Source organism: uncultured Ruegeria sp., assembly GCF_947500045.1.
Classification (GTDB): Bacteria; Pseudomonadota; Alphaproteobacteria; order Rhodobacterales; family Rhodobacteraceae; genus Ruegeria.
This window is the reverse complement of record NZ_CANMQQ010000015.1, coordinates 87049-112315: the sequence shown is the minus strand read 5'-3', so window position 1 is coordinate 112315 and position 25267 is coordinate 87049. Positions and strand designations below refer to the sequence as shown.

Below are 25267 nucleotides of genomic sequence, written 5' to 3'. Positions count from 1 at the left end.
ATCAATTTCCCAACCGTCCCCCGCGGCACCGAACGCCTGCGTTTCACCCCGTCGCCCGTGCATGGGCCGGATGAAATTGACAACCTCGTGATTGGTTTGGATGCTCTTTGGTCCCTATGTAGCATGAACCGCCACGTGCAGGTTGGATAGCCGCGATATCCCGTTCAACCCGCAACAATTACCCCAGCCTGGAGGTTGAAATGCCGGAGCTTTACTCTGTAATCCTGGGACTTTTGGAAGTCCTCTCTTACGCCTTTATCTTCGCGATTGGCATCGCGGTTCTTTGGGTCGTTGTGATTTACGTACATGACAAGACCCAAACCGAAAGCACATTGCGGCGGAACTATCCTGTGGTTGCTCGGTTTCGGTATTTCTTTGAACATATGGGCGAGTTCTTTCGGCAGTACTTCTTTGCGCAGGATCGCGAGGAAATGCCGTTCAACCGGGCAGAACGGTCGTGGGTCTATCGCGCGGCCAAGAATGTGGATTCGACGGTCGCGTTCGGATCGACCCGCGATTTGCGCCCGACCGGTACGGTCTATTTCGTGAATTGCCCTTTCCCGACATTGGAACAGGATGCCGAGGGTCCCTCGACCGTGACTGTCGGGCCCTATGCGCGTGAACCCTATTCAACTGATGCGCTGTTTAACATATCGGGCATGAGCTATGGCGCGATTTCTATCCCTGCTGTCCGAGCCCTGTCCCAAGGTGCCAAGAAAGCCGGGATGTGGATCAATACGGGTGAGGGCGGGTTGTCCCCGTATCATCTGGAAAGCGGTGCGGATGTCGTATTTCAGATCGGGACCGGCAAGTTCGGGGTACGTAAACCCGAAGGCGGCTTTGATGAGGACAAGTTGCGGGCGGTGGCCGCGCATGATGCTGTCAAGATGTTCGAGATTAAGCTCAGCCAGGGGGCAAAACCCGGAAAAGGTGGAATTCTGCCCGGAGCAAAGGTGACCGAAGACATCGCCGAAATCCGCGGACTCAAGGTAGGTCAGGACGCGATCAGCCCCAATCGGCACCCCGAGATTGAAAATGTCGGTGACCTGCTGGACATGATCAATTTTGTCCGCGAAGTGACAGGAAAGCCAGTAGGTTTCAAAGCTGTGATCGGTGCCTACGGTTTTTTTGACAGCCTGTGTGCCGAGATTCTACGGCGCGGCCCCGAGAGCGCCCCTGATTTCGTGACCATCGACAGTTCGGATGGTGGAACCGGGGCCGCACCAATGAGTTTGATCGACAACATGGGCATGCCGTTGCGCGAAAGCTTGCCTCTGACTGTAGATATGCTTAAGAAATATGGGCTGAGGGATCGGATCAAGGTGTGCGCCAGCGGGAAGATGATCAACCCCTCCGAGGTCGCTTGGGCGTTCTGTGCAGGGGCTGATTTTGTGAACTCGGCCCGGGGCTTCATGTTCGCACTCGGCTGCATTCAGGCGCTGCAATGTAACAAGAATACCTGTCCGACAGGTATCACGACACACAACACGAAGCTTCAATTCGGGCTTGATCCGACCAGCAAGGCTGAACGCGTTGCAAGTTATGCTAAGAACATGAAGAAAGAGGTCGGCATCATTGCCCATAGCTGCGGCGTCGCAGAGCCGCGCCTGCTAAAACGGTATCACGCGCGTGTGGTACTGGATAACGGTCGATCGGCTTCAATGGACGAGCTGTACCCCGAACCCCAACAAATACAAGCCGCTGAATAGTCGAAGGTTCGGCACCTAATCTGAAAAGGTGATACCTTCCTTTGATAGCCGCCCGAACCTGCTGACTTGCCGTGATAACAGGAGATTACATGACCGCTAACAACCAAACCGCATCGCCAATCACCAAAGCCTCTGATCTGCTTGTCGCAGCGCTTGAGGCCGAGGGCGTTGAATACATCTTTGCCGTTCCGGGAGAGGAAAATCTGGATGTTCTAGAATCCCTGAGAACCTCAAAAATCGAATTGGTACTAACGCGCCACGAACAAGGTGCTGCGTTCATGGCAGCTACCTATGGGCGACTGACAGGCAAGGCCGGTGTCTGCATGGCGACGCTGGGGCCGGGGGCTACGAACTTTGCCACACCTGCAGCTTATGCTCATCTGGGTGGAATGCCGCTGATCATGATCACGGGGCAAAAGCCCATCAAGAAATCGAAACAGGGTCAGTTTCAGATTATCGATGTCGTGGGATTGTTTGATCCGATCTGCAAGATGTCTAAACAGATCGTACACGGCAATACCATTCCCTCACTGGTCCGTGAGGCGTTTCGCGTCGCGCAGGAAGAACGCCCCGGCGCGGTTTTGTTGGAGCTTCCAGAAGACATCGCCGCCGAAGAGACGTCGGAACGCGTTCTTGAGCCGCATCCACGTCATTATGCGGTGGCCGGTGATACGGTTCTGAACGAAGCCGCTGATTTGATCCGCGCAGCAAAAATGCCGCTTTTGTTGCTGGGGGCCGGGGCGAACCGCAAATATGCGCGAAGTGCGCTCAGCAAGTTCGTGAATGACACCCAGATCCCGTTTTTCAATACGCAGATGGGCAAAGGTGTTGTGGATGAACGGTCCGAGTTGTTTCTGGGCACTGCCGCGCTGTCGGATGGAGATTATTTGCACTGCGCTATCGACCGGGCCGATCTGATTATCAATGTCGGCCACGACGTGGTGGAAAAACCGCCTTTCTTTATGGAAGAAGGCGGAACCAAGGTCATCCATATCAACTACAAAGCCGCGCAGGTGGATCAGGTCTATTTCCCGCAGGTCGAGGTGGTGGGCGATCTGACTCAGTCCATCGCACGATTGGGCGAAATACTGGGCGGACCCGTGGAGTTTGATCGCAGCTATTTCCAACGCGTCAAAAACGAGACAGACCTGCATACGTCAGAAGGCGCCGATGACCCGCGTTTTCCTGTAATCCCGCAGCGATTTGTGGCCGATACGCGCAAAGTCATGGGTGACTGCGATATCATCGCGCTAGACAACGGTATCTACAAGATTTGGTACGCACGAAACTATCAGGCCTATCAGCCAAATACGGTTTTGCTGGACAACGCGTTGGCCACCATGGGTGCGGGGCTGCCTTCGGCCATGATGGCGGCAAAGCTGTATCCCGAACGGCGTGTCATGGCGATTTGTGGCGACGGTGGCTTCATGATGAACAGTCAAGAGATCGAGACTGCTGTTCGTCTGGGTCTCAACATGGTTGTCACAGTGCTGAATGACAGTTCATACGGCATGATCCGATGGAAGCAGTCACACGCCGGGTTCGAGGATTGGGGGTTAGAGTTCAACAACCCGGATTTCGTACAATACACAAACAGCTATGGCGCTACCGGACACCGCGTTGAACGGACCGAAGATCTGGTGCCGACCTTCGAAAAGGCATTTGAGGCAGGTGGTGTACATCTGATCGATTTACCTGTCGACTATAGCGAAAACCAGCGTGTTCTGATTGATGAGCTTGCGGCGAAGGTCTGCCTGATATGAGCGGCGTTCTTGATGTCCTGAACCCATTCGATCTTGAGCCAATTGGCAGTGTCGAAATCAAAGCGTGGTCCGACGTGGATGCCATGTTGAACGTGTCGCACCGTCTGCATCGCGATCGAAGCGCTTGGCTACCTGCCCATAGGCGGATTGAGGTCCTAAAAAACACCGCCCGGATCATGGCGGATCGCGCCGAAGACCTGGCGATGCTGATCGCCAGCGAAGGTGGTAAACCCCTTGTCGACGCGCGCATTGAAGTGACGCGCGCCATTGATGGTGTCGAACTTTGTATCCATGAGATCGGGCAGATCGCTGGGCGCGAGATCCCGATGGATTTGACCGCCGCAGGTGCGGGCCGCATTGCCTTTACGCAACGCGAACCTATCGGAGTGGTGGTTGCCGCAAGCGCATTCAATCACCCGCTGAACCTGATCGTGCATCAGGTGGCCCCGGCGATTGCAACGGGATGTCCAGTCCTTGTCAAACCGGCGCTTGATACGCCGCTGTCCTGCAAAGCCTTTGTCGACATTCTGCACGAGGCAGGCCTGCCGAAAGATTGGTGCCACCTTGCGATCTGCCACAATGATGTGGCCGAGCAAATGATCACCGATGCGCGGGTTGGGTTCTTTTCTTTCATAGGATCGGCGCGGGTCGGGTGGATGCTGCACTCTAAGCTGGCACCGGGTACGCGTTGTGCGTTAGAGCATGGTGGCGCGGCACCGGTTATTGTCGATGAGACGGCTGATATTGACACTATGATCCCCTTGTTGACCAAGGGCGCGTTTTATCACTCCGGTCAGGTTTGCGTTTCGGTCCAGCGCGTATTTGCCCAATCGGGAATGGCCGACGAGGTCGCTCAGCAACTCGCAGTTGCGGCGTCGGCGCTTAAGGTGGGCGACGCCCGTGATGCCAGCGTAGACTGTGGTCCTTTGATCCGTCCCGGCGAAGTTGATCGGGTCGAACAATGGGTGGATGAGGCTGTCCAGGGTGGCGCACGCGTTTTGACAGGGGGGAAACGGTTGGGTCCGACCACCTATGCACCCACCGTCCTTCTGAACCCACCAGCAGATGCGCGGGTTTCAACGGCCGAGATATTCGGGCCAGTGGTGTGTGTCTATAGCTATGACCAGTTGGATCAGGCGTATGAAACTGCAAACAACCTGCCCTTTGCGTTTCAGGCGGCAGTGTTCACCGATAAGCTTGGCACCGCAATGCAGGCCGTACAGAGATTGGATGCAACCGCCGTCATGGTGAATGATCATACCGCCTTTCGGGTCGATTGGATGCCCTTCGCGGGTCGTCGGCAATCCGGGTACAACACCGGCGGAATTGGCTACACCATGCACGACATGACACAAGACAAATTGGCTGTGATAAAACTCTGAGATAGGTAGAGAGTTCAGAGGGTCTGGCCGCTTCGGTCTTAATCGCACATCACTGGATGGATAACGGCGCCAGCGGGAAAATCACTAATCTGCGTAGCATCTTAGCCACGTTTCTGAATGTTCATGACCCTAGTGCCAGCCTTGTCAGCCACGATTACTTCACTGGCTGGCTGGTATCTTTCGGCGAGGATGTGCAAAGCTTGCTGCGCCCTGATAACACGGGAAGAAATCGTGGCTATAAACTGACCATAGCGGGATTGATCAACGTCGGACGATAAACAGCAATAGGCAGGTTGCGAATGGCCTTAGTTGTGCTTGGATCCGTTTCGCGACTGCCATCCGATTAAACTGAGGCAGGCAAACAGAATCGCGGCCACGCAGACGATAGATGGCCCGGCAGGCGTATCGAACACGTATGCGGCCCTTAACCCGGCAGCAGAGGAAAAAGTGCCGATTGCTGCGGCAATCAATGCCATCGATTCCGGCGATCGCGCCAAACTGCGGGACGCAGCCGCAGGAATGATCAACATCGCAGCGATCAGAAGAACGCCCACGACTTTGATTGCGACAGCCACGGTTACGGCTAGGGCCAGTGTCAGGATCAGTTGCTCTCGTTTCGGGTTGAAGCCGCTGGCATAAGCCAGTTCTTCATTTAACGTGGCAGTCAGAAGGTGGGACCAACGCCATGTGATCAGGGCCACAACAAGGGCGGCACCACCCCAGATTACAATCAGGTCCGTGCGTGAAACGGCAAGGATGTCACCAAAGAGGTAAGCCATAAGATCTATGCGAACGCCGGATAGAAAAGAAACGGCGACAAGGCCGAATGCAAGGGCGGAATGCGCCAGAACACCCAGCAGCGTATCCATCGCATAACCGCGCCCTGACAGCATGGTCACGGTGAGGGCCATGGCAAGCGCAACCGCCAATGCCCCTGCAAAGACCGACACTTGAAAGGTCAGCGAAAGCGCGACGCCAAGGATCGCCGCATGAGCGGTAGCATCCCCAAAATATGCCATCCGACGCCAAACAACAAAACACCCCAATGGGGCGGCAGCAAAAGCAACACCGATACCCGCAAGCGTTGCGCGCGTCATAAAATCATCAAGCATTATTCTGCGGCTTCCTGAGAGGTTTCACAGTTGTCGTGATCATGGTCATGATCATGACGATATAGGGCGAGCGCACCACCCGTGCCGGACCCAAACAGTGCCCGGTATTCTGGAGCCGACGCCACGACCGCCGGGGACCCCTCGCAGCATACGTGCCCATTAAGGCAAATCACGCGATCCGAAGCGCTCATGACCACATGCAACTCATGGCTGATCATCACAATGGCGCATCCTGTTTCGCGCCTGACTTTTTCGATCTGATGATAAAATGCGGCCGATCCCGGCTGGTCGAGTCCCTGCGTTGCTTCGTCCAAAAGCAAAACATCCGGGCGGTTCATCAGGGCGCGGGCCAGCAAGACGCGCTGGAATTGCCCGCCGGATAACTGCGACATCTGGCGCGTCATAAGATCCGGCACCCCGGCAATTTCAAGGGATTCCTCGCACTGCTTTTTCGAAACGCGATCAGTTAGTCGCATGAACCTTTCAACCGAGATCGGTAGCGTTGGATCGATATGCAGTTTTTGCGGGACATACCCAATCTTCAATCCCGGTTTCAACGAGATCTGACCTGCCGACGGCTTGGTCGCGCCGATGATGGCACGCAAAAGACTGGTCTTGCCCGAGCCATTGGGACCAACGATGGTAACGATCTCTCCGGCTTCAACCGCCATATCGACATGGCGCAGTACGGTATTTGCGCCATAACGCACGCTGAGATTCTCAACGGTGATCAAGGTCATTTCTAAGCCTTTTTAGTGCAGCCGGGGCAGAGTCCCTCGGCTTCTACAACCGTTCGCTCAATTTCGAAACCCACTGCACGTGCGGCTGCGCCAAGGATGCCTTTGGCCGGGGTTGACTGCGCTTCTGCAACCGCTTCGCATTTTCGGCAGATCATGAAAGCTGGAGAATGGGCCGCACCGGGGTGAGAGCACGCAACAAACGCGTTCAATCGCTCGATCTTGTGGACAAAACCATTCTGGACAAGGAAATCAAGGGCGCGGTAGGCCACTGGTGGCTGCGAACCAAACCCTTCATCGCGCAATCCGTCAAGAATGGCATACGCCCCCAGTGCGCGATGCTCTTGAAGCAACATCTCAAGCACCTTTCGCCGTACAGGGGTCAGACGCAACCCTTCATCCTTGCACCGCGTATCGGCTGTCGCCATCGCTGTCTCAACGCAGTTCTCATGGTTGTGTTTATGAAATCCGACCAGTGCGTTTTTGTCAGCAGGATCAGGGTGCGTCTCACTTGTCATGTTATTCCATATCATGTATGCCGCTCGTAATGTTATACAATCACACAGAGGGTCTGATGTCCAGAAAGCTTCTTCCACTATCGATCACCGCTGCGTTAATCGGCGGGACCGCCATGGCGGACGTCCCCAAAGTAGCGGTAGACATCGCGCCCGTCCACTCGCTGGTGGCTCGTGTTATGGAGGGGGTTGGAACTCCTGATCTGATCATACCGGCGGGTGCGTCGCCGCACGAATACAATCTGCGCCCATCGGAAGCCGCTGCGCTGCAAGAGGCTGATCTGGTGTTCTGGATCGGTGAAGATCTGACCCCGTGGATGGAAGGCGCTGTCGAGACGCTTAGCGATGGGGCAGCTGTTACGGCGTTGCTTGAATCGGACGGCACGGTTCTGCTCGATTTCCGTGAAAACGCATTGTTTGAGGCGCATGACCACGATGATCATGCAGAGGGTGAAAACCACGATCATGATGAGCATGCGGAAGGCGAGGGGCATGACGATGACGATCATGATGATAACCATGCAGATGACCACGACGATCACGATCATGATGATCACGCGGACCATGACAACCATGACGACGGGCACGCGCATGGTGATCATGATCCCCACGCCTGGCTTTCTCCTGCAAATGCAGAAAACTGGCTGAACGTCATAGCCGCCCAGCTGTCGGCAGCGGATCCAGAAAACGCGGGCACATTTTTTACCAACGCGGCGGCTGCACGCGAAGAAATGACAGCTCTGTCAGCCGAAGTCGCTGAGATTCTTGAACCAGTTCAAGGTGGCAACTTTGTAGTATTCCACGACGCCTATCAGTATTTTGAAGACGCCTTTGATTTCCCGGCTTCAGGTGCGATTTCAGTTGGCGATGCCGCCGACCCCAGCCCGGCCCGCATTGCAGAAATACAGGCACGTATCCGGGATGAGGGCGTGAGTTGCGTTTTGACTGAACCACAATTCAACCCTGGAATTGTTGCAACTGTCCTGGATGGTACAGAGGCCAATACCGGTGTGATCGATCCGCTGGGGTCTGACCTTGAACCCGGAACCGAGCTTTATCCGCAAGTCATCCGCAATATGGCCAAGACACTTGCCGAGTGTCTTTGAGGCAAGCAGAGACCCGATCGGATTAACTCCCCGGTCGGGCCGTACTTAGGCAGACGCGGCCAAGTTCGTTAGGTTTCGAGCTTCCTGAATGAACGATCTCTTGGCGTATTTGTGTTATGCGAGGTTCAGCCGCCTTGGTGGGCGAGCCTGACCCAAAAGGCAACACCGTGCTCCAAGGCATCGTCATTGAAGTCATAGGATGAATTGTGAAGCGGCATCGCTGCGGGCCCATCCACTCCGTTGCCCATCAGGATGAACGCACCGGGACGATGCGTCAGGAATTCCGCGAAGTCTTCAGAGAACCCCACCCGTCCATATTCGGCATCTACAGAGCCGACCTCGTGGGCGGCATTGACGATCGTCGCTGTGGCACCAGCGTTGTTTTCGAGCGGTCGAAATGACGTGGAGTATACCAGTGTTGCCTTGGCACCTTGCGCAGCACACGTACCGTCCACAATTGCGCGCATACGGGTCTTGATCGTGTTTGACACCTCGCTTGAAAACCCACGGCAATCCCCGCGCAAAGTCACATTGCTGGGCAGGATATTGCGTGCCCCGTCGGTCAGGAATTCGGTAACTGAAACAACTGCATGCTCGCTGGCAGGCAACGACCGCGATACGATGGATTGCAATTGCAAAACAATCGCCGAGCCGGTCACAAGTGGATCAACCCCCTTGTCCGGCATCGAAGCGTGTCCACCGCGCCCTTGAATCTGGATCTCAAAATTGTCTTCGAATGCACAAAACGGACCGGCCTGTGTGGCAAAATGCCCAAGTGGCATACCGGGCATGTTGTGCAATCCGAATATCGCCGACATCGTAAATCTGTCGAAAAGCCCGTCCGCAATCATGGCAGCAGCACCGTTTCCGTTTTCTTCGTCGGGCTGGAACACAAAATGAATGGTCCGCTCGAGCGTCGGATCATCCGCCAGCCTCAGGGCGGCACCCAATAACATCGTGCTGTGTCCATCGTGGCCGCATCCGTGGAACATGCCGGGATTGAGCGAACGATGAGCGAAGGTATTGGCCTCTTCAATCGGCAGCGCGTCCATGTCTGCACGAAACCCTATCGCCGTTTCAACAGGACCCCGGCGCAGCGTTGCAACAAGGCCCGAGCGCCCGATACCACGCGTAACTTCAAGTCCAGCATGTTCCAGTTGCTCGGCGATCAATCGTGGCGTTCGGTCCAGATCAAAGCCGATCTCTGGATGCGTATGCAGGTCTTGGCGAAAGCGGGTCAGGTCTAGCATCGAATTAGCTTCTCTCGGTCAGAGGACTGGGCGATTAGTCAGTATCTTCCGGCGAACTGGCCGATCGCCGGCGGCGTAGTTGCATACCCTGCGCGGCGCGGCTCTACAACCACCTCTGCGGGCCGCGTCGCTCAGACCTTAAGGTCGGCTCACATCGATGTCTGGTACGATGCCTGCTTTTTGAATGGGGTCTTCAATATCGTACCCGGCAAAAAAAGCCGTAACCTGAAACCAGCGCCGATGCGATGCCAGCGGCGCGAGCGCCCAGAATGTCGGTATGCAGACTGTCGCCAACCATAAGAACGCGGGATTTGTCGACAGACCCCAACCGTTTGAGGGCCAATTCGAAGATGTTGCCGAACGGCTTTCCAAAGAATTCCGGAACCACCCCGGTTCGATCAGCAAGGCGATGCGCGAATAGGCCGGGTTCGGACGAAAAGCCGTTTTCACGCGGGGCTACTATGTCCGGGTTTCCGACTAATACAGGCCGCGGACGCTTTAGCAGTGCGGATTCCAACAATGCCTGTCTCACCTCGGTCCATGCTGCAGAGCCAATCATCAAAATCCCGTCGACGGCGTCATAAGGGGCGCTGTCTTCCTCCAGATAGGTCAAATTCAGACCTTCCAGTTCGCGAAGGCCTGTGCTGGGTGTGGCCATCAGCCCCCAATGTACGTCATGTTGGGAATTCAAGTTAGCCAGCAATGTCGCACGGCTGGTGATGATATCCTGCGGAGCAAAGTCATAGCCAAGCCGCGTGTACTTCTCCATCAACGTCGCATGAGGGTACCCAGCGGCATTCGAGACCACGAGAACGCGCTTTCCCATGGCTTTCAGCTTTGCAATTCGCTCGGGTGTGCCGGGGATGGCAGTTTCGCCTATGTTGAGAACACCGAACGCATCAAGGAGAAAAACATCAAAATCTTCGGCTATGTCCTCAAGCGTGCCTGCCCAACGAAAGGTCCGATCCTTTGCCGCGACAGACGGCAGACGATGGCGCGCAGCTTCATAAGCCTCAAACGCGTCTTCTATCGAGATGTTAGTCAAATGATCGCCCCTGTACTTTGGCACAGAGCCATTCGCTTATCATTAGGGCAACGAGAATGACAACTAGGATCAAGCTGATTTGTGGCCAGGCAAATTCGTTAAGCGGGGTCCATGGTGGCGGACTCGTCCTGGCGCAGAACCTTTGAATCCCAGATATTGATATCCCAGCGAAAAAACGGCGGCGCTCCGATGACGCCCGCAACAACAAGACCTAGGTCTGACGGGCGCTTATTTAACGTACGATCAGGGAGAAGCATTGATGGTTTCGAACGAAATTGTAGTGGTGCGGAATGCGGCCATTGCCCAAATTGGTACGTCTCGCCAACTATACGATGCCCGAATGATAGCTATGTCGCAGATTTATTGGAGGGCTTATTCAAAAGGGGCAAGTGTTGCGCGCAGTTCGATCACATCAGTAAACATGGGTGAATGGCTGAATTCTGCCTTGTCCAATCGGATACGTGGGAAGGCTTTTGTCATGTGGCGGACAACCTCTTCGACTTCGATCGTGATCGCATAGCGTCCCAGGCAAGAGAATACGCCGCCCCCGAAATTCAGATGAGCCGGTTGCCCACCACGCTCCAGAGAGAACTTTTCAGGCTCTGGATAGTAGCGTTCATCCCAATGCGCGGCTCCGATATTTGCAAAAACCGGCGTGCCCTTGGCGATATGCACACCTTCGATCTCGACATCTTCCAGTGCTTCGCGAGAGGTTGAGATCGAACGCGGATGAATACGCATAACCTCATTCACGGCGGTTGGAATTGCGTCAGGATCCTCGCCCAACCGTTGCCAGATTGTGGGTCGTGAGGCCAGTTCGATAATGGTGCTCGCAATTTGATGAGACGAGTTGTCAGTGTTCGCTTCAGCCAGTTTGATTATCCAGTTCCGAAGATCGTCATCCGTAAACTCGCCATTGTCTGCCGCACGGACCAAATCCGAAATCAAATTGTCAGTAGGGGCCTTTCTTGCTGCAGCAATACGGGCCTCTGCATAATCGAGCAGGCTGTCAAACGCTTCGACAATTTCCGGCGTTTTTTCGGGATTTCGCGTGTGAACCTGCTGAACTGTGTGTGATGTTCTGGCGATGTAGGATGCATCTTCTTTGTTCGCACCGACCCAATAACAATAGACCTGCGAGGGCGTGGGATCACAAAGCCTCGCAATCAGGTCGACACTTGAGTGTGTCGGGATGTCTGAAATTATGTCGGCGATTACACTTTTGATGTCCTGTCGAAACGCCTCAGAGGCGTGCGGGCTCATGAGGCGCGCAATCGGCTGCCGCAGTTTGCGCCGCTTATCGCCCCGGTTATAGAAAGATATGGATTCACGTTTGTAGTTTAAGGCGCGGCCTTCTGGCAGGCCCAAAAGATGCATCAATCTTGGATGCCCGGTGCCAAACCGGCGATCCAAGATCATGTTGCGGCAGAGATCGTAGTCCAGAATTTCCACACCGCGTTTACTGCGCGCCACGCGCCATTTGCGTGCAAGTTCGGCCAGAGTTTCAAACGGGTGCTTTTGATATTCTTCCGACGAGAAGTCCAGTTCGGGAAGTTCGGACATTGATAGCATACTGGTTGACCCCGGTGCGCTCAGTGTTCCAACGCGTGTCTCAGGTCAGACATTCGCGCCGCTACAATGGGCCAAAATGCTGGTTCATAGGCAGTGGCCCACATCTATTCTAGCACGAAGACTATCAAAAGGGGCATTCACTTTGGGTCATACAGATATCCGATGCCACGCACGGTTCTGATGATCTCGGGCTTTTCCGGGTTAGTTTCGAGCTTTCGACGCAGCCGGGAAATCCTGATATCGATGCTGCGATCGAATGGGTCCCAGGATCGGTCATGCGCCTGTTCCAGAAGCTGATCCCGGTTCAAAACGCGCCCTTTGTTTTCTGCGAAAACCTTGATCAGGCTGTATTCCATTGCCGTCAACTGAACTTCGGACCCATCGGCCGCCAAAAGTTTGGCCGCGTCTTTATCCAACGTGAATTCGCCAAAGGGTGCGCCGTTTATGTCTGGGTTTTCCTTGGTCGTTGTCTCGTGAATGGCTTCGCGCCGAAGGATCGCCTTGATCCGGGCTTCGAGTTCCCGAAGGTCGACGGGTTTGCCCAGATAATCGTCCGCACCCATTTCCAGCCCGACAATGCGATCAACCACATCGCCTGCCGCGGTCAGCATTATGACGGGCGTTGTATCGTCGGGGCGCAATGATCTTAGAACCGAAAGACCATCTTCCTTTGGCATGTTGATATCCATGACGATGACGTCCACCGCGTTGATCGAAAGTATCTGCCGAAGCGCGTCTCCGCCCGAGGCCGCTGAAACCTTGTACCCGCGTTTGCCAAGATATTCCTGAAGCATTTCGCGCACGTCGACTTCGTCATCGCATACCAGGATATGGGTTTTTTGATTATCCATCGGATGCTTCCTTCCGATCGGCGAGCAAATTGCCGACGAGGGTTCTTAGTTCCAAAGGGGAAACGGGTTTTTCGATATGCGGCAGCCCAGACTCGCTGAGCAACCCTTGTGAGGCTTGCCCCATCGTATCACCGGTTACATAGGCTGTTCTGTCCAGCATCTCCGGGAAATCGGCGACCAAGGCTTCATAGATTCTTCGCCCATCGACACCCGGCATATTCAGATCGCTCAGGAATATGTCGTAGTTTTGTGAACGAAGATTACGTAACGCATCTTCACCAGAAGAAACGACATCAACGTCAAAGCCGTCTCTTCTCAGTATTTCGGCGTGTAACTCACCGACTTCGATTTCATCATCTACCACCAAGGCCCTTAGATTTAACGACGCAGAAATCGGGTCGACTGGTTCGTTTTCGGCCGCTTCCTGTCGGGTTCCAATCGGTAGCAGAATCCGCATGCAGGTGCCTGTTCTATCACTCGGATCAAGTCTGATCTGACCACCGTGAGACAGAATAATTCGGTGGCAAAATGCAAGGCCAATGCCGGTGCCTTCACCTACTTCTTTGGTCGTAAAGAAGGGCTCAAAGATGCGTGCGCGAATGGCTTTGGGAATGCCAGGACCATTGTCCTTTACCGCCAGCTCCACCATGCCTGTTGCAGGGCTTAATTCTGCTGTAAGCTCGATAAGATCACCGCAACCTGATGCCGTCATCGCCTGTTCAGCGTTGATGATTAGATTGATAATAACCTGAGTGATCTGATCCGCATCAGCGGCGATAGGGGGCAGGTCCGCCGGAATACTCTGCCGGATGCGAATACCATCTGATGGAGTGCCGTAACCTACGACGTCCGCAGCGGTCGTAACCAACCCGGCAACATCTACATCTTCGATATTGCTGGGTTGCTGGCGCGCCATCGCAAGAAAGGTTTTAACGATCTTTGCACACCGTTCCGCCGCGTTGCTGATCTTTTCGATCCTGACCGTCAAATCTGGATCGGAGATCTCTTCCTTGAGCATAAGAGAGTGACCCACAACCACCGAAAGCGGATTGTTGAGCTCATGGGCCACTCCGGCCAGCAGTTCGCCAAGTGCTGACATTTTCTCATTCTGGAAAAGCATCTCTCGTTGCTTCGCAAGCTCTTCTTCAATCGCCAGCTCATCTGTAAGGTCACGGGTGTTTGAAACTATGACTTCTTCGCCATTGAATTCGATCAAGCGCGATGAATCTGCGCCCCAGAATTTTCTTCCGCCTGAATCAATGAATTCCATCCGCCGATCTTTAAGAGACCCTGCAGCCCGAAGGTCTTTCAGGTATCGCTGACGCTCCGAAGGATCGGCATAATAGGATTTGGAATTGCGGGCAGGGCCAAACAGGGCCTTGATTTCCGGTGTGGCGAACAAAACCTCACCCGTTTCGGCATGGGTCATATTAATGGCGGCCGGATAAGCTTCCATTACTTGCCTGATCAGAGCGTCAGCTTCCTTTTGGACCGTGAGATCAATAATGCTGGTCACGATGACTTCTTCGCCTTTGTAATCTATCAGCTGCGAAGAAATTGAAGCTGGAAACACCTTTCCGTTGGCGTTGAGCAGATCAAGCTTGAAGTTATCAACACGACCGTCCGCCAACAGCAAGGTCACAAAATCTGCGCGCTCGTCGGGGTTGGCATAATGCTCACGGGCAGATTTGGCTGCACCAAACATTTGCAGGGCCGCGGGCGTGCGATACAGGATCTGGCCATCACCGATCCGCGCCATTGTTACCACTGCAGAACTGGCATCCAGCACTTTTCTGATCAGCAGATCCCCGTCGCGCTCCTCGGCCTCGGCTTGTTTGCGTTCTGTAATATCCTCGCGCGTGACAACAAATCCGCCCAGATGGGTGGGATGGACGGAAACCAGATAGGTCCGCCCGTCAGTTTCGGCCAATTCATAATCCTGAATGAACTCGATACCGTTGGCCAACCGGTCAGAGACCCAATGCTCCTCATTGCCGATCGCATCAGCATAAATCCCGCGACGCGCCGTTTCACGCATCAGGATTTCCCAGTCCAGACCCGGCTTCAATAGGTCCGAGACCCCTTTGTTCATCTCTGCATAGCGTTGGTTAAACATCACGAGACGACGGTCGTCATCATACAGGGCGAACCCTTCCTTGAGAGACTCGATTGCATCGCGCAGGAGGTCTCGTGCCTTCTCGATTTCCTGAAAATCGTTCGCCATGTCCACCGTCATCCTGTTTTTTTACGGTATCATTGTTTCAGCGCCATTTCAAAATCTGCATCTAGTGTTTCAATTGTTTCAAATCAGTCAGTGCCAAACCAAATTCAGTCATAATTTCCCATGTTCTAAAGACAGATAGCGCGTTGTGTGAACTGCTTCACAGAGCAACAACTGAAACATGTTGCGCCTATTTCGGAAATTGCAATGAAACAATGAACGTCCAGTTTCTACTCATCACAAACGCAAGTGAGTAAAGACAATGACGATTTCATTTAGGTCTACAGAAGCAAACAATGCACCGATTGTCGCATTGCATTCCTCTGCGTCCAGCGGCGCACAATGGAACCAACTGATGGACGATCTCGAAGGTCGCTTTGATGTTCATGCCTTTGATCTGCCCGGCTACGGTCGTGCCCCATTGGTTGGTGATCACACTCAAACAGGGGCGGCAATTTCGGCGGCCTCCGTGATCAAGAAAATTGAAAAGCTGGGCCGCGCTGTCCATCTTGTCGGTCATTCGAATGGCGGCGGGATCGCGATCAAGATTGCCTTGATGCGCCCTGATCTGGTCAAAAGCCTGACAGTTTATGAACCGGCAGCTTTTCACTTTCTGAATCATGGGAACAACAAGGGTCGTCGCCTGTTTCAACAGATCAAGCTTTTGTCGGGGCAGGTTACTGCGGCTGCGGCAGAGGGTGATGCGCCTGCGGGAATGCGGCACTTCCTTGATTTCTGGAACGGTGACGGATTTTGGGACAACCTGCCCGTAAAGGCCAGACAAAAGTTCGCCGGCCTGATCTCATCAGTAATGAGCGACTTTGCCAATGGGTTCGCTGAGAGCTGGACGTTAAAGGACCTGTCCGATCTCACGATGCCTGCCCTGGTGATGACAGGTCTGGAATCCCCAGGGATCGCACAGCATGTGGCCGTGGCCATCGCAAAGGCGTTGCCCAATGCACGTATCGCCCTGCTGCCAGAACTTGGGCACATGGCACCGATCTTTCAGCCAGAATGGGTCAATTCAAGAATATTCGAACACGTTGCCAACGCCGAACGGCCGACCGTCGACTTCAGCTGGCCACATGTCGAAGCCGCATAAACCAGTCGCATTCAAAGGATGCGACACTCTTTAAAACCGCTGATCTAAGTCCAGCAAAACACCCGGAGGATATCAATCATGGGCATTCAATCAACTATCGCTCAAACAGCAGACTTCACTGCAATCAAAGCAAAACAGAACGCGGCCTGGGGGTCCGGTGACTACAGCAAAGTCGGAGTGACGCTGCAAATAACCGGTGAAGAGCTTGCCGAAGCCATGGATATGTGTGCGGACTCCACAATCCTTGATGTGGCTGCGGGTAATGGAAACGCGACTTTGGCCTTTGCACGGCGCTTTTGCAACGTGACCTCGACCGACTATGTTGAAAGCCTGCTGGAAGCCAGCGGCAAACGTGCGCAAGCCGAAGGTCTATTTGTAAACTACAAGGTCGCTGACGCCGAAAACCTGCCTTTCGAGGATCAGTCTTTCGACGCGGTTGTCTCTACTTTCGGCGTTATGTTCACGCCCAATCAAGCGCAATCCGCGGCCGAGCTTCAGCGTGTTGTTAAATCGGGCGGAAAGATCGGCATGGCCAACTGGACTCCGGAAAGCTTTATCGGGCAACTGTTCAAGACGATTGGGAAGCACGTGCCGCCTCCCGCCGGTGTCAACTCTCCGGCGATGTGGGGAAATCGGGAATGGATTGATCAGACGTTTGGAACTCAATGTGAGGTCGCATCATTCCAGCGTAAGAACTTCATGTTCCGCTATCGTTCGGCTGCGCACTTCATGGAGTACTTTCGTACGTTTTATGGCCCCATGCAAAAAGCGTTCAAGGCCTTGGATACGGATGGTCAGACCGCATTGCGCAACGACATGATGGCGCTGATCGACAAGTTCGACATTTCCACCAACGATTCTCTCTGCATCTCGTCCGAGTATGCCGAGATTATTATTGAGCGCCGCTGAAGCGATTTGACGGCTCAGAACGCCCTTCGGAAATCCCCCGAAGGGCGCAATGAACTAGAAACTGGCAGGCGGACTTGAATTGGTCTGGTTAGAATTTGTAGTCTTCAACAAGGGGCGCTTCCCTATTCGTACTTTGTTTGAAAGGGTTTTGTTATGGCTGAACGCACGCTCTATGAGAAGTACGGGGGATTTTCGCAAGTGAGCAAGATCGTCCTCTCCTTCTACGATACCCTCCTCGACAATGACGAGATCGGGCCATTCTTCGACGAGGTCGACATGTCCCGGATGGTTGATCACCAGACCAAATTCATTGCTTCCCTGCTTGGCGGACCGGCGTCTTATACGGACAAGCAGCTGAAACAACTGCATTCTCATCTCGATATCAACGATGCGCATTTTGACGAACTCGAAGTGGTGCTTCGCGCCACCTTGCGTGAGCACAGCATGGCTGATGAGGACGTTGAGGCAGTTGTCGCTGAGTTCGCAAAACGCCGCCCCTTGATTGTCGGGTGACACATGACGATTGAAGCCATCAATGAACAGCTCCTGCGGGCAATCGGTGTGGGCGTCGCGCTTCTGGACAGCAGGACGCTGCAATTCGGATTTCGCAATGATACGTTTGACGATTGGTTCAGCAGCGAAAACCAACCAAATCAGTTGCAGGAGCTTTTCCCTGACCTGGATGTTGGGGCAATGCAGACTGCGCTTACAGAAAGCGGGCGATATACCTCTGAAATCAGGTTCAAGAAGAAACGCAGAACACTGATAATCGCGCTCGATTTCACCTCAACAAACGACGATGTGCTGGTTCTGGTTTGCCAAAACATCACGCGCATCAAAGAGCTGGAATCCATGATCGATTCCTATTCGATGATGGTTGAGCGCAACACCAGAGAGATCAAGCGCGAGAAAGAGCAAGTGGAAAAACTGCTGCTCAATATCATGCCTCGATCTGTCTATGAGGAATACAAAACCTTCGGTGTTGTAACCCCGCAATTGTACAATCCGGTCTCCGTTCTGATGCTGGATTTTGTGGGCTTTACGGAAATGGTTGCCTCGCAAGATCCCAGCGTAACCGTCACCGAACTGAACGACATTTACAGCGCCTTTGACCGTATCGGAGAGCAATTCGGCTGCGAGCGGATCAAGACAATCGGCGACGCCTACATCACAGTTGCCGGGTTGCCTGATCCAACCCCAGATCACGCCAAGGCAATCGCTAACACCGCCATTCGGTTTGTGCGCTATCTGACGCGTCGCAACCTAAGCCATCCGCATCAGTGGCAATGCCGCATCGGCCTTTCTTCGGGGTCAGTTGTTGGTTCGGTCGTTGGAATTCAGAAATATGTCTATGACATATTCGGGCCCGCCGTGAACCTTGCCTCGCGTCTGCAGGAGTTTTCTGAGCCGATGGAAATCAGCGTCCAGGACGAAGTGGCAAATGTTTTGAAGGACCAGTTCGATCTTGAAAACATCGGGGCAAGAGCAATCCGGGGGTTTGGTGAGCAGGATGTCTGGCGGCTTTCGGACAGCAGTTGATTTGATCAACTGTATTCCAGCTTAAAGACGTCCATTTTGAGCTTTTCCTACAACGGTTGGGGATTGGTCGAAGCAACTGTGTTCAGCGGCTTTGTCTCTCTTCCGTACGAGCGATCTATAAGCCTCGGCTGCGCCTTCTTCTCACGAACAATGGAAAACACCCACGTCTGAAGAATGCGCAGTTAAAGTTTTGAAAGGGGCGTACGGATTTCACGCGTACGCCCCTCGTTTGTTGTACAGGTCTTCGGCACCAAATCGGTATATCTGCTATCGAAGCGTTCCCTGAGAAAACCGTGGACCTAGAAATGCGCGGACATGCTGCCCAAAGGCTTCTGAGTTGGTGGTGCGAACTTGGTCAGATCGATGCCATCAACCGCTGTCTTGTATTCCTCAAGTGTTGGCGTGCGCCCCAAGATTGCCGAGAGAACAACGACCGGGGTGGAACCCAGCAAGGATTCACCCTTCTTGGTATTGGAATCCGCAACTACCCGGCCCTGGAACAGGCGTGTCGATGTGGCAAGAACTGTATCCCCTTTGGCGGCTTTTTCCTGGTTGCCCATGCAAAGGTTGCAGCCCGGACGTTCAAGATAGAGGATATTTTCGTACTCGGTTCGCGCATTCACTTTGGGCGCCGCGTCGTCGAATTCGAACCCGCAGTATTTCTGCAAGATTTCCCAATCGCCCTCTTCCTTCAACTCATCAATGATGTTGTAGGTTGGGGCGGCTACGACCAGCGGTGCCTTGAAAGTGACATCTCCCTGATCGGCCTCGAGGTTGCGCAGCATCTGAGCGACGATTTTGATATCGCCTTTGTGCACCATGCATGACCCCACAAACCCAAGGTCCACCTTCTTTTCGGCACGATAGAATGAGATTGGGCGAATTGTATCGTGGGTATACCGTTTCGATACATCCGCATTGTTGACGTCCGGGTCCGCGATCATTGGCTCAATGATTTCATCCAGATCAACGATGACCTCTGCCGCGTATTTTGCGTTTCCATCAGGTGTCAGTGCGGGTTTCTCGCCCGATCTGATCTGTTCGATGCGCTTGTCCGCAATCTCGATCAAGCTGTTAAGCATACGGGCATCGTTCTCCATACCCTTTTCGATCATGATCTTGATACGTGACTTGGCAATTTCCAGCGACTCGATCAGCGTGTCGTCGTTGGAAATGCAGATGGATGCCTTGGCCTTCATTTCCGCAGTCCAGTCGGTGAAGGTGAATGCCTGATCAGCCAACAGCGTTCCGATATGCACCTCGATGATCCGTCCCTGGAACACGTTGTCACCGTGCTGGGCCAGCATTTGTGCCTGGGTGGCATGGACCACATCCCGGAAGTCCATGTGATCGGCCATCTTGCCCTTGAATGTCACCTTCACAGATTCCGGGATTGGCATTGTCGCCTCACCGGTCGCCAGTGCCAACGCCACGGTTCCTGAATCCGCACCAAATGCCACACCTTTTGACATCCGGGTATGGCTGTCGCCGCCAATGATGATTGCCCAGTCATCGACGGTGATGTCGTTGAGGACCTTGTGGATGACGTCAGTCATCGCATGATAGGTGCCTTTTGGATCACGCCCGGTTATCAGGCCAAATTTGTGCATGAAGGCCATCAGCTTCGGCGTATTGGCCTGCGCCTTGGCGTCCCAGACTGAAGCCGTGTGGCAGCCCGACTGATAAGCCCCATCCACCGAGGGGGACAGAACGGTTGCGGCCATCGCCTCAAGCTCTTGTGCCGTCATCGGCCCGGTTGTGTCCTGACTGCCGACGATATTGACGCGCACCCGCACGTCGGACCCAGCATGCAGCATCTTGTCGGATACGATGCCCAGCGCGTTGGCGTTAAAGATCTTTTCAACCGCCGTCAGGCCCTGACCTTCAACGCTGATTTCTTTCGAGGGGGCGAAGACGCGCGGCGCCTCGATCCCCAGCGTTTCAGCTGCGAAAGTTTGCAGTTTTTTGCCGAACACAATGGCATAAGATCCACCGGCTTTCATGAACTCCATCTTCTGCGGTGTGAACGATCCGGCCATATCGACCAGTTCATCGCCGCCATCCTCGCTATAGAGTTTCTTTTGCTTCGTATTGATTTTTAGAACGGTTCCGGTTTCGACCGAATATTTCTGTTCCAGCACCGGATTGCCGTCATTGTTCAAGATAGGCTTGCCATCTTCATCCGTTTTCCTGACCCAGTTCTTGAGATCAACTCCGATCCCGCCGGTCACACCCACGGTGGTCAGGAAGATTGGTGAGATGCCGTTCGTTCCCGCCACGACCGGCGCGATGTTGATGAAAGGAACATAGGGACTGGCCTGCTTGCCGGTCCACAGCGCAACGTTGTTGACCCCGGACATACGCGAGGACCCAACGCCCATCGTGCCTTTTTCAGCCACCAGCATGACCCGCGCATCGGGGTGCTTGAGCTTCAAGGCCTCGATTTCCTTTTGCGCGTCTTCGGTAATCAGACATTTGCCGTGCAACTCGCGATCAGCGCGCGAGTGCGCCTGATTGCCGGGGCTCAGAAGGTCGGTCGAGATGTCGCCTTCGGCGGCTACATAGGTGACAACTTTGATCTCTTCGTCGATCTCGGGCAGCTTGGTGAAAAACTCGGCCTTGGCATAACTGTCCAGAAGGGCCGCGGCGATGGTATTGCCAGCCTCGTATGCCGCCTTGATGCGGTCTGTGTCTGCCTCGTAAAGAAAGACCTGGGTCTTAAGCACTTCAGCTGCGTCACGGGCCGTTGCTTCGTCCAATCCCAGCGCGAGGTCAAGCAACACTTCGACCGACGGGCCACCCTTCATATGGCTCAAAAGCTCATAAGCGAAGGCCGGTGTGATTTCGTCGACCTCTGCTGCACCCAGGATAATCTCTTTCAGAAAGCGTGCCTTTTCGCCTGCGGCGCTCGTGGTGCCGGGCAGCGTATTGTAAATAAAGTGGTGCAGACAGTCATCACGGTGCGCGCTGGTGATGTCCTTGATATGGTCAATAACCTCGCGGGCCAGTGCGCCATCATCGATGGGTTTGGGGCTTAAGCCCTGTTCCTTGCGGGCTTCGATCTCGGTCAAATAATCGTTGTAGAGGCTCATGTTCTTTTCCGCGTTTCTGGCATGCTATGGGGCGATATTTCGGGCCGGCTTAATCGTCGCTGGATCGGTATAGTATACTTTCGTATACATTAGCATGACGGAGTTCAAGCGCCTGATTGCCGCATATGACCGGAAATGCCCTTGGACCATCGCCAAACCTGGTTGATCACTGATCAGACAGTTGGTCGCAAGGGGCAGCGGTAAATTGATAAGCGCGTCAGTTCAAGTCCTGAGGATCAAGCTTTGTCAATCACGGTCACCCCAAGGTCTTGTTAACGAGGCCTGTTGCTACCCCACACGGTTGCCTCGGCTCCAGACGCCGCGCAACAAGGGTGTGTGGTCTAGCTTACGCACGCGCAGAATGTCGCCGCGCAAGCCTATCCCAATGGTACCCCGATCAGTCAGGCGGGCCGCGCTGGCGGGGTTGCTGGTCGCGGTTGCGATAGCGCGGGGTAGGTCATTCCAGATTTCGGCAAGGCGGAATGCGGACTGCAAAAGCGCCGCAGGAATATAATCTGATGACATGATGTCCAGCAGGTTGGCATGGGCCAATTGTTCGGCGGCGACGTTGCCGGAATGCGACCCGCCCCGGATCAGGTTAGGTGCACCCATCATTACTGCAATGCCGTGGGTTCGACAGGCCTCGGCGGCTTGTAACGTGGTTGGAAACTCGGCAAAGCCCACCCCGTTTCGCGCCGACGTCAAGACATGGTCGGCTGTGGTATCGTCGTGGCTAGCCAAAACTGCGCCCAGGCGACCCGCTTCAATGACAGTACCAGCCTGATGTTTGGCGCCAAAGCGTTTTTGCAGGTTCAGCAGGTTCTCCACATGTTCAGAAAACTCGGTATCTGTCATGCCGCGCTTCTTAGTCACATAGGTTTTAAGCGCTGCCAAATCGCGAAACTGACGCTGCCCAGGCGTGTGGTCCATCAGGCTGACGATCCCGACCCTGTCTTCGGGGCCGAATGTGGCCAATTCCTTGAGAAGGGTTTCGGAACAGACCTCAGCGCGCAGATGCAGGAAATGGCTGATCTTGAAAATGCCTTCAGCACGCGCAGCAAGCAGTTCGTTGGCAAGTTCGCGGGCATAATCGATATAACGCCCTTTGCCACTGTGTATTGAGCCGACGCGCATGGCATCAAATACTGTGGTGATCCCGGTCGAGGCCAGCTCTGCGTCATGTGCGATAAGTGCCGGCAGATGCGGCCAGTCAACCTTCGGGCGCGGTTCGATATGACGTTCTACATTGTCGGTGTGCAATTCTACTAAACCGGGGATGACAAAATCTCCATCGCAGTTCACTGCGTCGGACGGCACGTTTCCGCCTTCTTGAATGTCTGTAATCATACCCTGTTCGATGGTCACCGCGCCGGTTACAACCTGATCCGGCAAAACCAGCCGTGCATTGGCAAGACACAGGTTGCCTGACACATCGCTGTCACAAGCTGTTATCAAAGTGGGCGCAGAAAAAGGGGAATTCATGTCATATACTCGATTTGCGATCTATTATGTCCGACCCGCCGGGACGCTGGCCGATTTTGGCGCGTCCTGGCTGGGATGGGATATTGCCGGCGGCTGCGAAACATCCACTTTCGATCTGCCCGGTTTGAGTGACATCACTATGACACCGCGCAAGTATGGGTTCCACGGGACGTTGAAGCCACCGTTTTGGCTGGCGGATGGCCGTACTGCCGAGGATTTGACTGCCGCAGCGTCTAAGCTGGCGTCCGTGCTCGCTCCGGCCATCTGCGATGGGTTGGAGTTGACAAGATTGGGCCGTTTTCTGGCGCTGACGCCGCGTGGAGATTTGAAGTCGTTGCGGCGCGTGGCGGGGGCTTGCGTCAAAGACCTCGACGGGTTCCGAGCACCTGCAGACGAGGTGGAACTTGAAAGACGGCGCAAATCGGGGCTGAGCGCCCGACAGGACGCGTTGCTGACCCGTTGGGGTTACCCGTATGTGATGGACGAGTTTAGGTTTCACATGACCCTCACGGGGCGGTTGCCCAAGGCCGATATTCCAGTCTGGACCGAAACGGTGCAGCGGTTTCTGCCGGAATTGCCGACCCCGTTTGTGGTTGATCAGATTGCACTGTGTGGTGAACGCGAAGATGGACGGTTTGAGCTGATCCATCGCTATGCACTCGCAGGTTGAAGTAAGAGGGTCGCGCGCGCGATGGTATCGGCGAGCAGGCCATCATTGGACAGATGGATTACATTCAAACCTGCGGGCAAAGGTTTGTCTACTTGCGTCAGGCGTTTCGCAATTTCCTCTTCTGTTTCACGCGCCCTTGACGCAAGGCGGAGGGCGAGCGTTTCTGGCTTTGCGGTGATATTTAGAACTGTGAAATGGGGAAAAATCCTGGCTGCTTCGGCCAGAGCGGAGCGTGAAAAATTGGTCAAGCAATCGGTGCCTTCACTCAGGTGGGTTTCCACGTCTGCGGGCACGCCATAGAAAAGCCCATGGGCCCCCCAGTGTAGCGCGAAGGCCCCGGCGCGAGCCATTTCCTCAAACTTTGAGACCGACACTGCCTCATAGTCCTCACCACCCAGACCGGGCGCGCGTGTAATTACGCGACGAACAACGTGCATGTGCGGCAGGGCGTCGTAAATGCCCGCCATCACACTGTCTTTACCAACACCCGATGGCCCGACGACCGCTATGAGGCGTCCGATTGTCATGCGGCGATACCCGGAGTAAATGCGGTAACGTCGATTTCGCGATCACAGATCCGATCCCGCGCGGCCTCGTCATGGAATATGCCGATGATTGCCGCGCCGCGCGTTTTGGCCTCTTCGATGAGGCAAAGAACCACCTCGCGGTTGGTCCTATCAAGGCTGGCGGTGGGTTCGTCCAGCAGCAACGCCGGGTATTGATGGGCAAAGCCGCGCGCGATGTTCACACGTTGCTGTTCGCCCCCTGAAAAGGTTGTTGGCGAAAGGCTCCAAAGCCGTTCTGGAATGTTGAGTTGTGTTAAAAGAACCTTGGCCCGCGCTTCAGCCTCGGACGCCGAGACACCGACCGCACGGAGCGGCTCGGCTACAACTTCCAGCGTTGGCACGCGTGGCACCACGCGCAGGAATTGACTGACATAGCCCAGCACGTCCCGACGCAGCGCGATCACCTCTCGCGGAGCGGCCTGAACCAGATCTATACCATCAATGCAGATCTCGCCCTTCTGCGTCAGGTAGTTGCCATAGATCATTCGCATAAGCGTTGATTTCCCGGCGCCGGACGCACCGGTCAGGGCCACACATTCGCCTGGGGCCACAGAAAGGGAGACGTTCGAAAGCACTTCGATCACCGCGCTGCCCTGATTGTGAAGCGTAAAAGTTTTTGACACATTGTTGAGTTCGATCATCGC

21 protein-coding genes and 1 pseudogene are annotated in these 25267 nt (G+C 54.5%); 10 read left to right on the top strand and 12 right to left on the bottom strand.

Annotated elements, in window-relative coordinates:
- The 4 genes and pseudogenes from Q1B46_RS19965 to Q1B46_RS19950 form a co-directional block, all read left to right on the top strand.
- A pseudogene (locus Q1B46_RS19965) lies at positions 1 to 150 on the top strand (5-aminolevulinate synthase); the annotation flags it as partial.
- A gap of 50 nt (positions 151 to 200) precedes the next feature.
- A complete protein-coding gene (locus Q1B46_RS19960) occupies positions 201 to 1709 on the top strand; it encodes an FMN-binding glutamate synthase family protein (RefSeq protein WP_299951154.1) in 1509 nt (502 codons plus the stop codon).
- An 89-nt stretch (positions 1710 to 1798) separates the two neighbouring features.
- The gene (locus Q1B46_RS19955) at positions 1799 to 3472 is read left to right on the top strand and encodes an acetolactate synthase large subunit (RefSeq protein ID WP_299951151.1); all 1674 of its coding nucleotides are present in this window, start codon (positions 1799 to 1801) and stop codon (positions 3470 to 3472) included.
- A complete protein-coding gene (locus Q1B46_RS19950; protein ID WP_299951146.1) occupies positions 3469 to 4854 on the top strand; it encodes an aldehyde dehydrogenase family protein in 1386 nt (461 codons plus the stop codon). Before Q1B46_RS19955 ends, Q1B46_RS19950 begins: the two co-directional genes overlap by 4 nt.
- Before the next feature lie 305 nt (positions 4855 to 5159).
- On the opposite strand, the gene Q1B46_RS19945 is transcribed toward Q1B46_RS19950, so the two are convergent.
- From Q1B46_RS19945 to Q1B46_RS19935, 3 genes are read right to left on the bottom strand one after another with little or no spacing between them, the layout of a single operon-like run.
- Positions 5160 to 5966 (bottom strand): iron chelate uptake ABC transporter family permease subunit, encoded by an 807-nt coding sequence (locus Q1B46_RS19945; RefSeq protein WP_299951143.1) that lies wholly within the window; start codon positions 5964 to 5966, stop codon positions 5160 to 5162.
- A complete protein-coding gene (locus Q1B46_RS19940; RefSeq protein WP_299951141.1) occupies positions 5966 to 6706 on the bottom strand; it encodes a metal ABC transporter ATP-binding protein in 741 nt (246 codons plus the stop codon). Before Q1B46_RS19940 ends, Q1B46_RS19945 begins: the two co-directional genes overlap by 1 nt.
- A 2-nt stretch (positions 6707 to 6708) precedes the next feature.
- Positions 6709 to 7221, bottom strand: coding sequence for a transcriptional repressor (locus tag Q1B46_RS19935; protein ID WP_299951138.1), 513 nt, complete (start codon positions 7219 to 7221; stop codon positions 6709 to 6711).
- 56 nt (positions 7222 to 7277) lie between these two features.
- Here Q1B46_RS19935 and Q1B46_RS19930 point away from each other — a divergent pair, with 56 nt between their 5' ends.
- Positions 7278 to 8324, top strand: coding sequence for a zinc ABC transporter substrate-binding protein (locus tag Q1B46_RS19930; protein ID WP_299951135.1), 1047 nt, complete (start codon positions 7278 to 7280; stop codon positions 8322 to 8324).
- A gap of 125 nt (positions 8325 to 8449) precedes the next feature.
- Here Q1B46_RS19930 and Q1B46_RS19925 read toward each other — a convergent pair whose 3' ends face one another.
- The 5 genes from Q1B46_RS19925 to Q1B46_RS19905 form a co-directional block, all read right to left on the bottom strand.
- Entirely contained in the window at positions 8450 to 9574 is a 1125-nt protein-coding gene (locus Q1B46_RS19925) for an amidohydrolase (RefSeq protein WP_299951132.1), read from the bottom strand.
- 193 nt (positions 9575 to 9767) lie between these two features.
- Entirely contained in the window at positions 9768 to 10619 is an 852-nt protein-coding gene (locus tag Q1B46_RS19920; RefSeq protein ID WP_366871607.1) for a TIGR01459 family HAD-type hydrolase, read from the bottom strand.
- Positions 10620 to 10991: 372 nt separating this feature from the next.
- Positions 10992 to 12182 carry a cytochrome P450 gene (locus tag Q1B46_RS19915; protein WP_299951128.1) on the bottom strand — a complete coding sequence of 397 codons (1191 nt, stop codon included), beginning with the start codon at positions 12180 to 12182 and terminating at the stop codon, positions 10992 to 10994.
- A gap of 146 nt (positions 12183 to 12328) precedes the next feature.
- Positions 12329 to 13042: a response regulator gene (locus Q1B46_RS19910; protein WP_299951125.1), complete on the bottom strand. Its 714-nt coding sequence runs from the start codon at positions 13040 to 13042 to the stop codon at positions 12329 to 12331.
- Positions 13035 to 15266 (bottom strand): ATP-binding protein, encoded by a 2232-nt coding sequence (locus tag Q1B46_RS19905; RefSeq protein WP_299951122.1) that lies wholly within the window; start codon positions 15264 to 15266, stop codon positions 13035 to 13037. Before Q1B46_RS19905 ends, Q1B46_RS19910 begins: the two co-directional genes overlap by 8 nt.
- Positions 15267 to 15525: 259 nt before the next feature.
- On the opposite strand from Q1B46_RS19905, the gene Q1B46_RS19900 reads away from it, so the two are divergent.
- The 4 genes from Q1B46_RS19900 (at position 15526) to Q1B46_RS19885 (ending at position 18813) form a co-directional block, all read left to right on the top strand.
- On the top strand, positions 15526 to 16365 hold the full coding sequence (locus tag Q1B46_RS19900; protein ID WP_299951119.1) for an alpha/beta hydrolase: 840 nt from the start codon (positions 15526 to 15528) through the stop codon (positions 16363 to 16365).
- 78 nt (positions 16366 to 16443) lie between these two features.
- Positions 16444 to 17274 carry a class I SAM-dependent methyltransferase gene (locus tag Q1B46_RS19895; RefSeq protein ID WP_299951116.1) on the top strand — a complete coding sequence of 277 codons (831 nt, stop codon included), beginning with the start codon at positions 16444 to 16446 and terminating at the stop codon, positions 17272 to 17274.
- Positions 17275 to 17427: 153 nt separating this feature from the next.
- A complete protein-coding gene (locus tag Q1B46_RS19890) occupies positions 17428 to 17787 on the top strand; it encodes a group 1 truncated hemoglobin (protein ID WP_299669535.1) in 360 nt (119 codons plus the stop codon).
- Between the two features lie 3 nt (positions 17788 to 17790).
- Positions 17791 to 18813 (top strand): adenylate/guanylate cyclase domain-containing protein, encoded by a 1023-nt coding sequence (locus Q1B46_RS19885; RefSeq protein WP_299669537.1) that lies wholly within the window; start codon positions 17791 to 17793, stop codon positions 18811 to 18813.
- 299 nt (positions 18814 to 19112) lie between these two features.
- Here Q1B46_RS19885 and Q1B46_RS19880 read toward each other — a convergent pair whose 3' ends face one another.
- Both Q1B46_RS19880 and Q1B46_RS19875 read right to left on the bottom strand, forming a co-directional pair.
- Positions 19113 to 21905: a bifunctional aconitate hydratase 2/2-methylisocitrate dehydratase gene (locus tag Q1B46_RS19880; RefSeq protein ID WP_299951112.1), complete on the bottom strand. Its 2793-nt coding sequence runs from the start codon at positions 21903 to 21905 to the stop codon at positions 19113 to 19115.
- A 288-nt stretch (positions 21906 to 22193) separates the two neighbouring features.
- Positions 22194 to 23387, bottom strand: coding sequence for an alpha-D-ribose 1-methylphosphonate 5-triphosphate diphosphatase (locus tag Q1B46_RS19875; RefSeq protein ID WP_299951109.1), 1194 nt, complete (start codon positions 23385 to 23387; stop codon positions 22194 to 22196).
- On the opposite strand from Q1B46_RS19875, the gene Q1B46_RS19870 reads away from it, so the two are divergent.
- On the top strand, positions 23386 to 24057 hold the full coding sequence (locus Q1B46_RS19870) for a DUF1045 domain-containing protein (protein WP_299951105.1): 672 nt from the start codon (positions 23386 to 23388) through the stop codon (positions 24055 to 24057). The two genes, Q1B46_RS19875 and Q1B46_RS19870, sit on opposite strands and share 2 nt — an antisense overlap.
- On the opposite strand, the gene phnN is transcribed toward Q1B46_RS19870, so the two are convergent.
- Together phnN and phnL are read right to left on the bottom strand one after the other, a co-directional pair.
- On the bottom strand, positions 24039 to 24584 hold the full coding sequence (gene phnN, locus Q1B46_RS19865; protein ID WP_299951102.1) for a phosphonate metabolism protein/1,5-bisphosphokinase (PRPP-forming) PhnN: 546 nt from the start codon (positions 24582 to 24584) through the stop codon (positions 24039 to 24041). The two genes, Q1B46_RS19870 and phnN, sit on opposite strands and share 19 nt — an antisense overlap.
- Positions 24581 to 25264, bottom strand: coding sequence for a phosphonate C-P lyase system protein PhnL (phnL, locus tag Q1B46_RS19860; RefSeq protein WP_299951099.1), 684 nt, complete (start codon positions 25262 to 25264; stop codon positions 24581 to 24583). The genes phnN and phnL overlap by 4 nt, the downstream gene beginning before the upstream one ends.
- Between the last annotated feature and the right edge of the window lie 3 nt (positions 25265 to 25267).

Coding starts and splice junctions, on each gene's coding strand:
- Q1B46_RS19960 (WP_299951154.1), top strand. CDS start 201: ATGCCGGAGCTTTACTCTGTAATCCTGGGACTTTTGGAAGTCCTCTCT.
- Q1B46_RS19955 (WP_299951151.1), top strand. CDS start 1,799: ATGACCGCTAACAACCAAACCGCATCGCCAATCACCAAAGCCTCTGAT.
- Q1B46_RS19950 (WP_299951146.1), top strand. CDS start 3,469: ATGAGCGGCGTTCTTGATGTCCTGAACCCATTCGATCTTGAGCCAATT.
- Q1B46_RS19945 (WP_299951143.1), bottom strand. CDS start 5,966: ATGCTTGATGATTTTATGACGCGCGCAACGCTTGCGGGTATCGGTGTT.
- Q1B46_RS19940 (WP_299951141.1), bottom strand. CDS start 6,706: ATGACCTTGATCACCGTTGAGAATCTCAGCGTGCGTTATGGCGCAAAT.
- Q1B46_RS19935 (WP_299951138.1), bottom strand. CDS start 7,221: ATGACAAGTGAGACGCACCCTGATCCTGCTGACAAAAACGCACTGGTC.
- Q1B46_RS19930 (WP_299951135.1), top strand. CDS start 7,278: ATGTCCAGAAAGCTTCTTCCACTATCGATCACCGCTGCGTTAATCGGC.
- Q1B46_RS19925 (WP_299951132.1), bottom strand. CDS start 9,574: ATGCTAGACCTGACCCGCTTTCGCCAAGACCTGCATACGCATCCAGAG.
- Q1B46_RS19915 (WP_299951128.1), bottom strand. CDS start 12,182: ATGTCCGAACTTCCCGAACTGGACTTCTCGTCGGAAGAATATCAAAAG.
- Q1B46_RS19910 (WP_299951125.1), bottom strand. CDS start 13,042: ATGGATAATCAAAAAACCCATATCCTGGTATGCGATGACGAAGTCGAC.
- Q1B46_RS19905 (WP_299951122.1), bottom strand. CDS start 15,266: ATGGCGAACGATTTTCAGGAAATCGAGAAGGCACGAGACCTCCTGCGC.
- Q1B46_RS19900 (WP_299951119.1), top strand. CDS start 15,526: ATGACGATTTCATTTAGGTCTACAGAAGCAAACAATGCACCGATTGTC.
- Q1B46_RS19895 (WP_299951116.1), top strand. CDS start 16,444: ATGGGCATTCAATCAACTATCGCTCAAACAGCAGACTTCACTGCAATC.
- Q1B46_RS19890 (WP_299669535.1), top strand. CDS start 17,428: ATGGCTGAACGCACGCTCTATGAGAAGTACGGGGGATTTTCGCAAGTG.
- Q1B46_RS19885 (WP_299669537.1), top strand. CDS start 17,791: ATGACGATTGAAGCCATCAATGAACAGCTCCTGCGGGCAATCGGTGTG.
- Q1B46_RS19880 (WP_299951112.1), bottom strand. CDS start 21,905: ATGAGCCTCTACAACGATTATTTGACCGAGATCGAAGCCCGCAAGGAA.
- Q1B46_RS19870 (WP_299951105.1), top strand. CDS start 23,386: ATGTCATATACTCGATTTGCGATCTATTATGTCCGACCCGCCGGGACG.
- Q1B46_RS19875 (WP_299951109.1), bottom strand. CDS start 23,387: ATGAATTCCCCTTTTTCTGCGCCCACTTTGATAACAGCTTGTGACAGC.
- phnN (WP_299951102.1), bottom strand. CDS start 24,584: ATGACAATCGGACGCCTCATAGCGGTCGTCGGGCCATCGGGTGTTGGT.
- phnL (WP_299951099.1), bottom strand. CDS start 25,264: ATGATCGAACTCAACAATGTGTCAAAAACTTTTACGCTTCACAATCAG.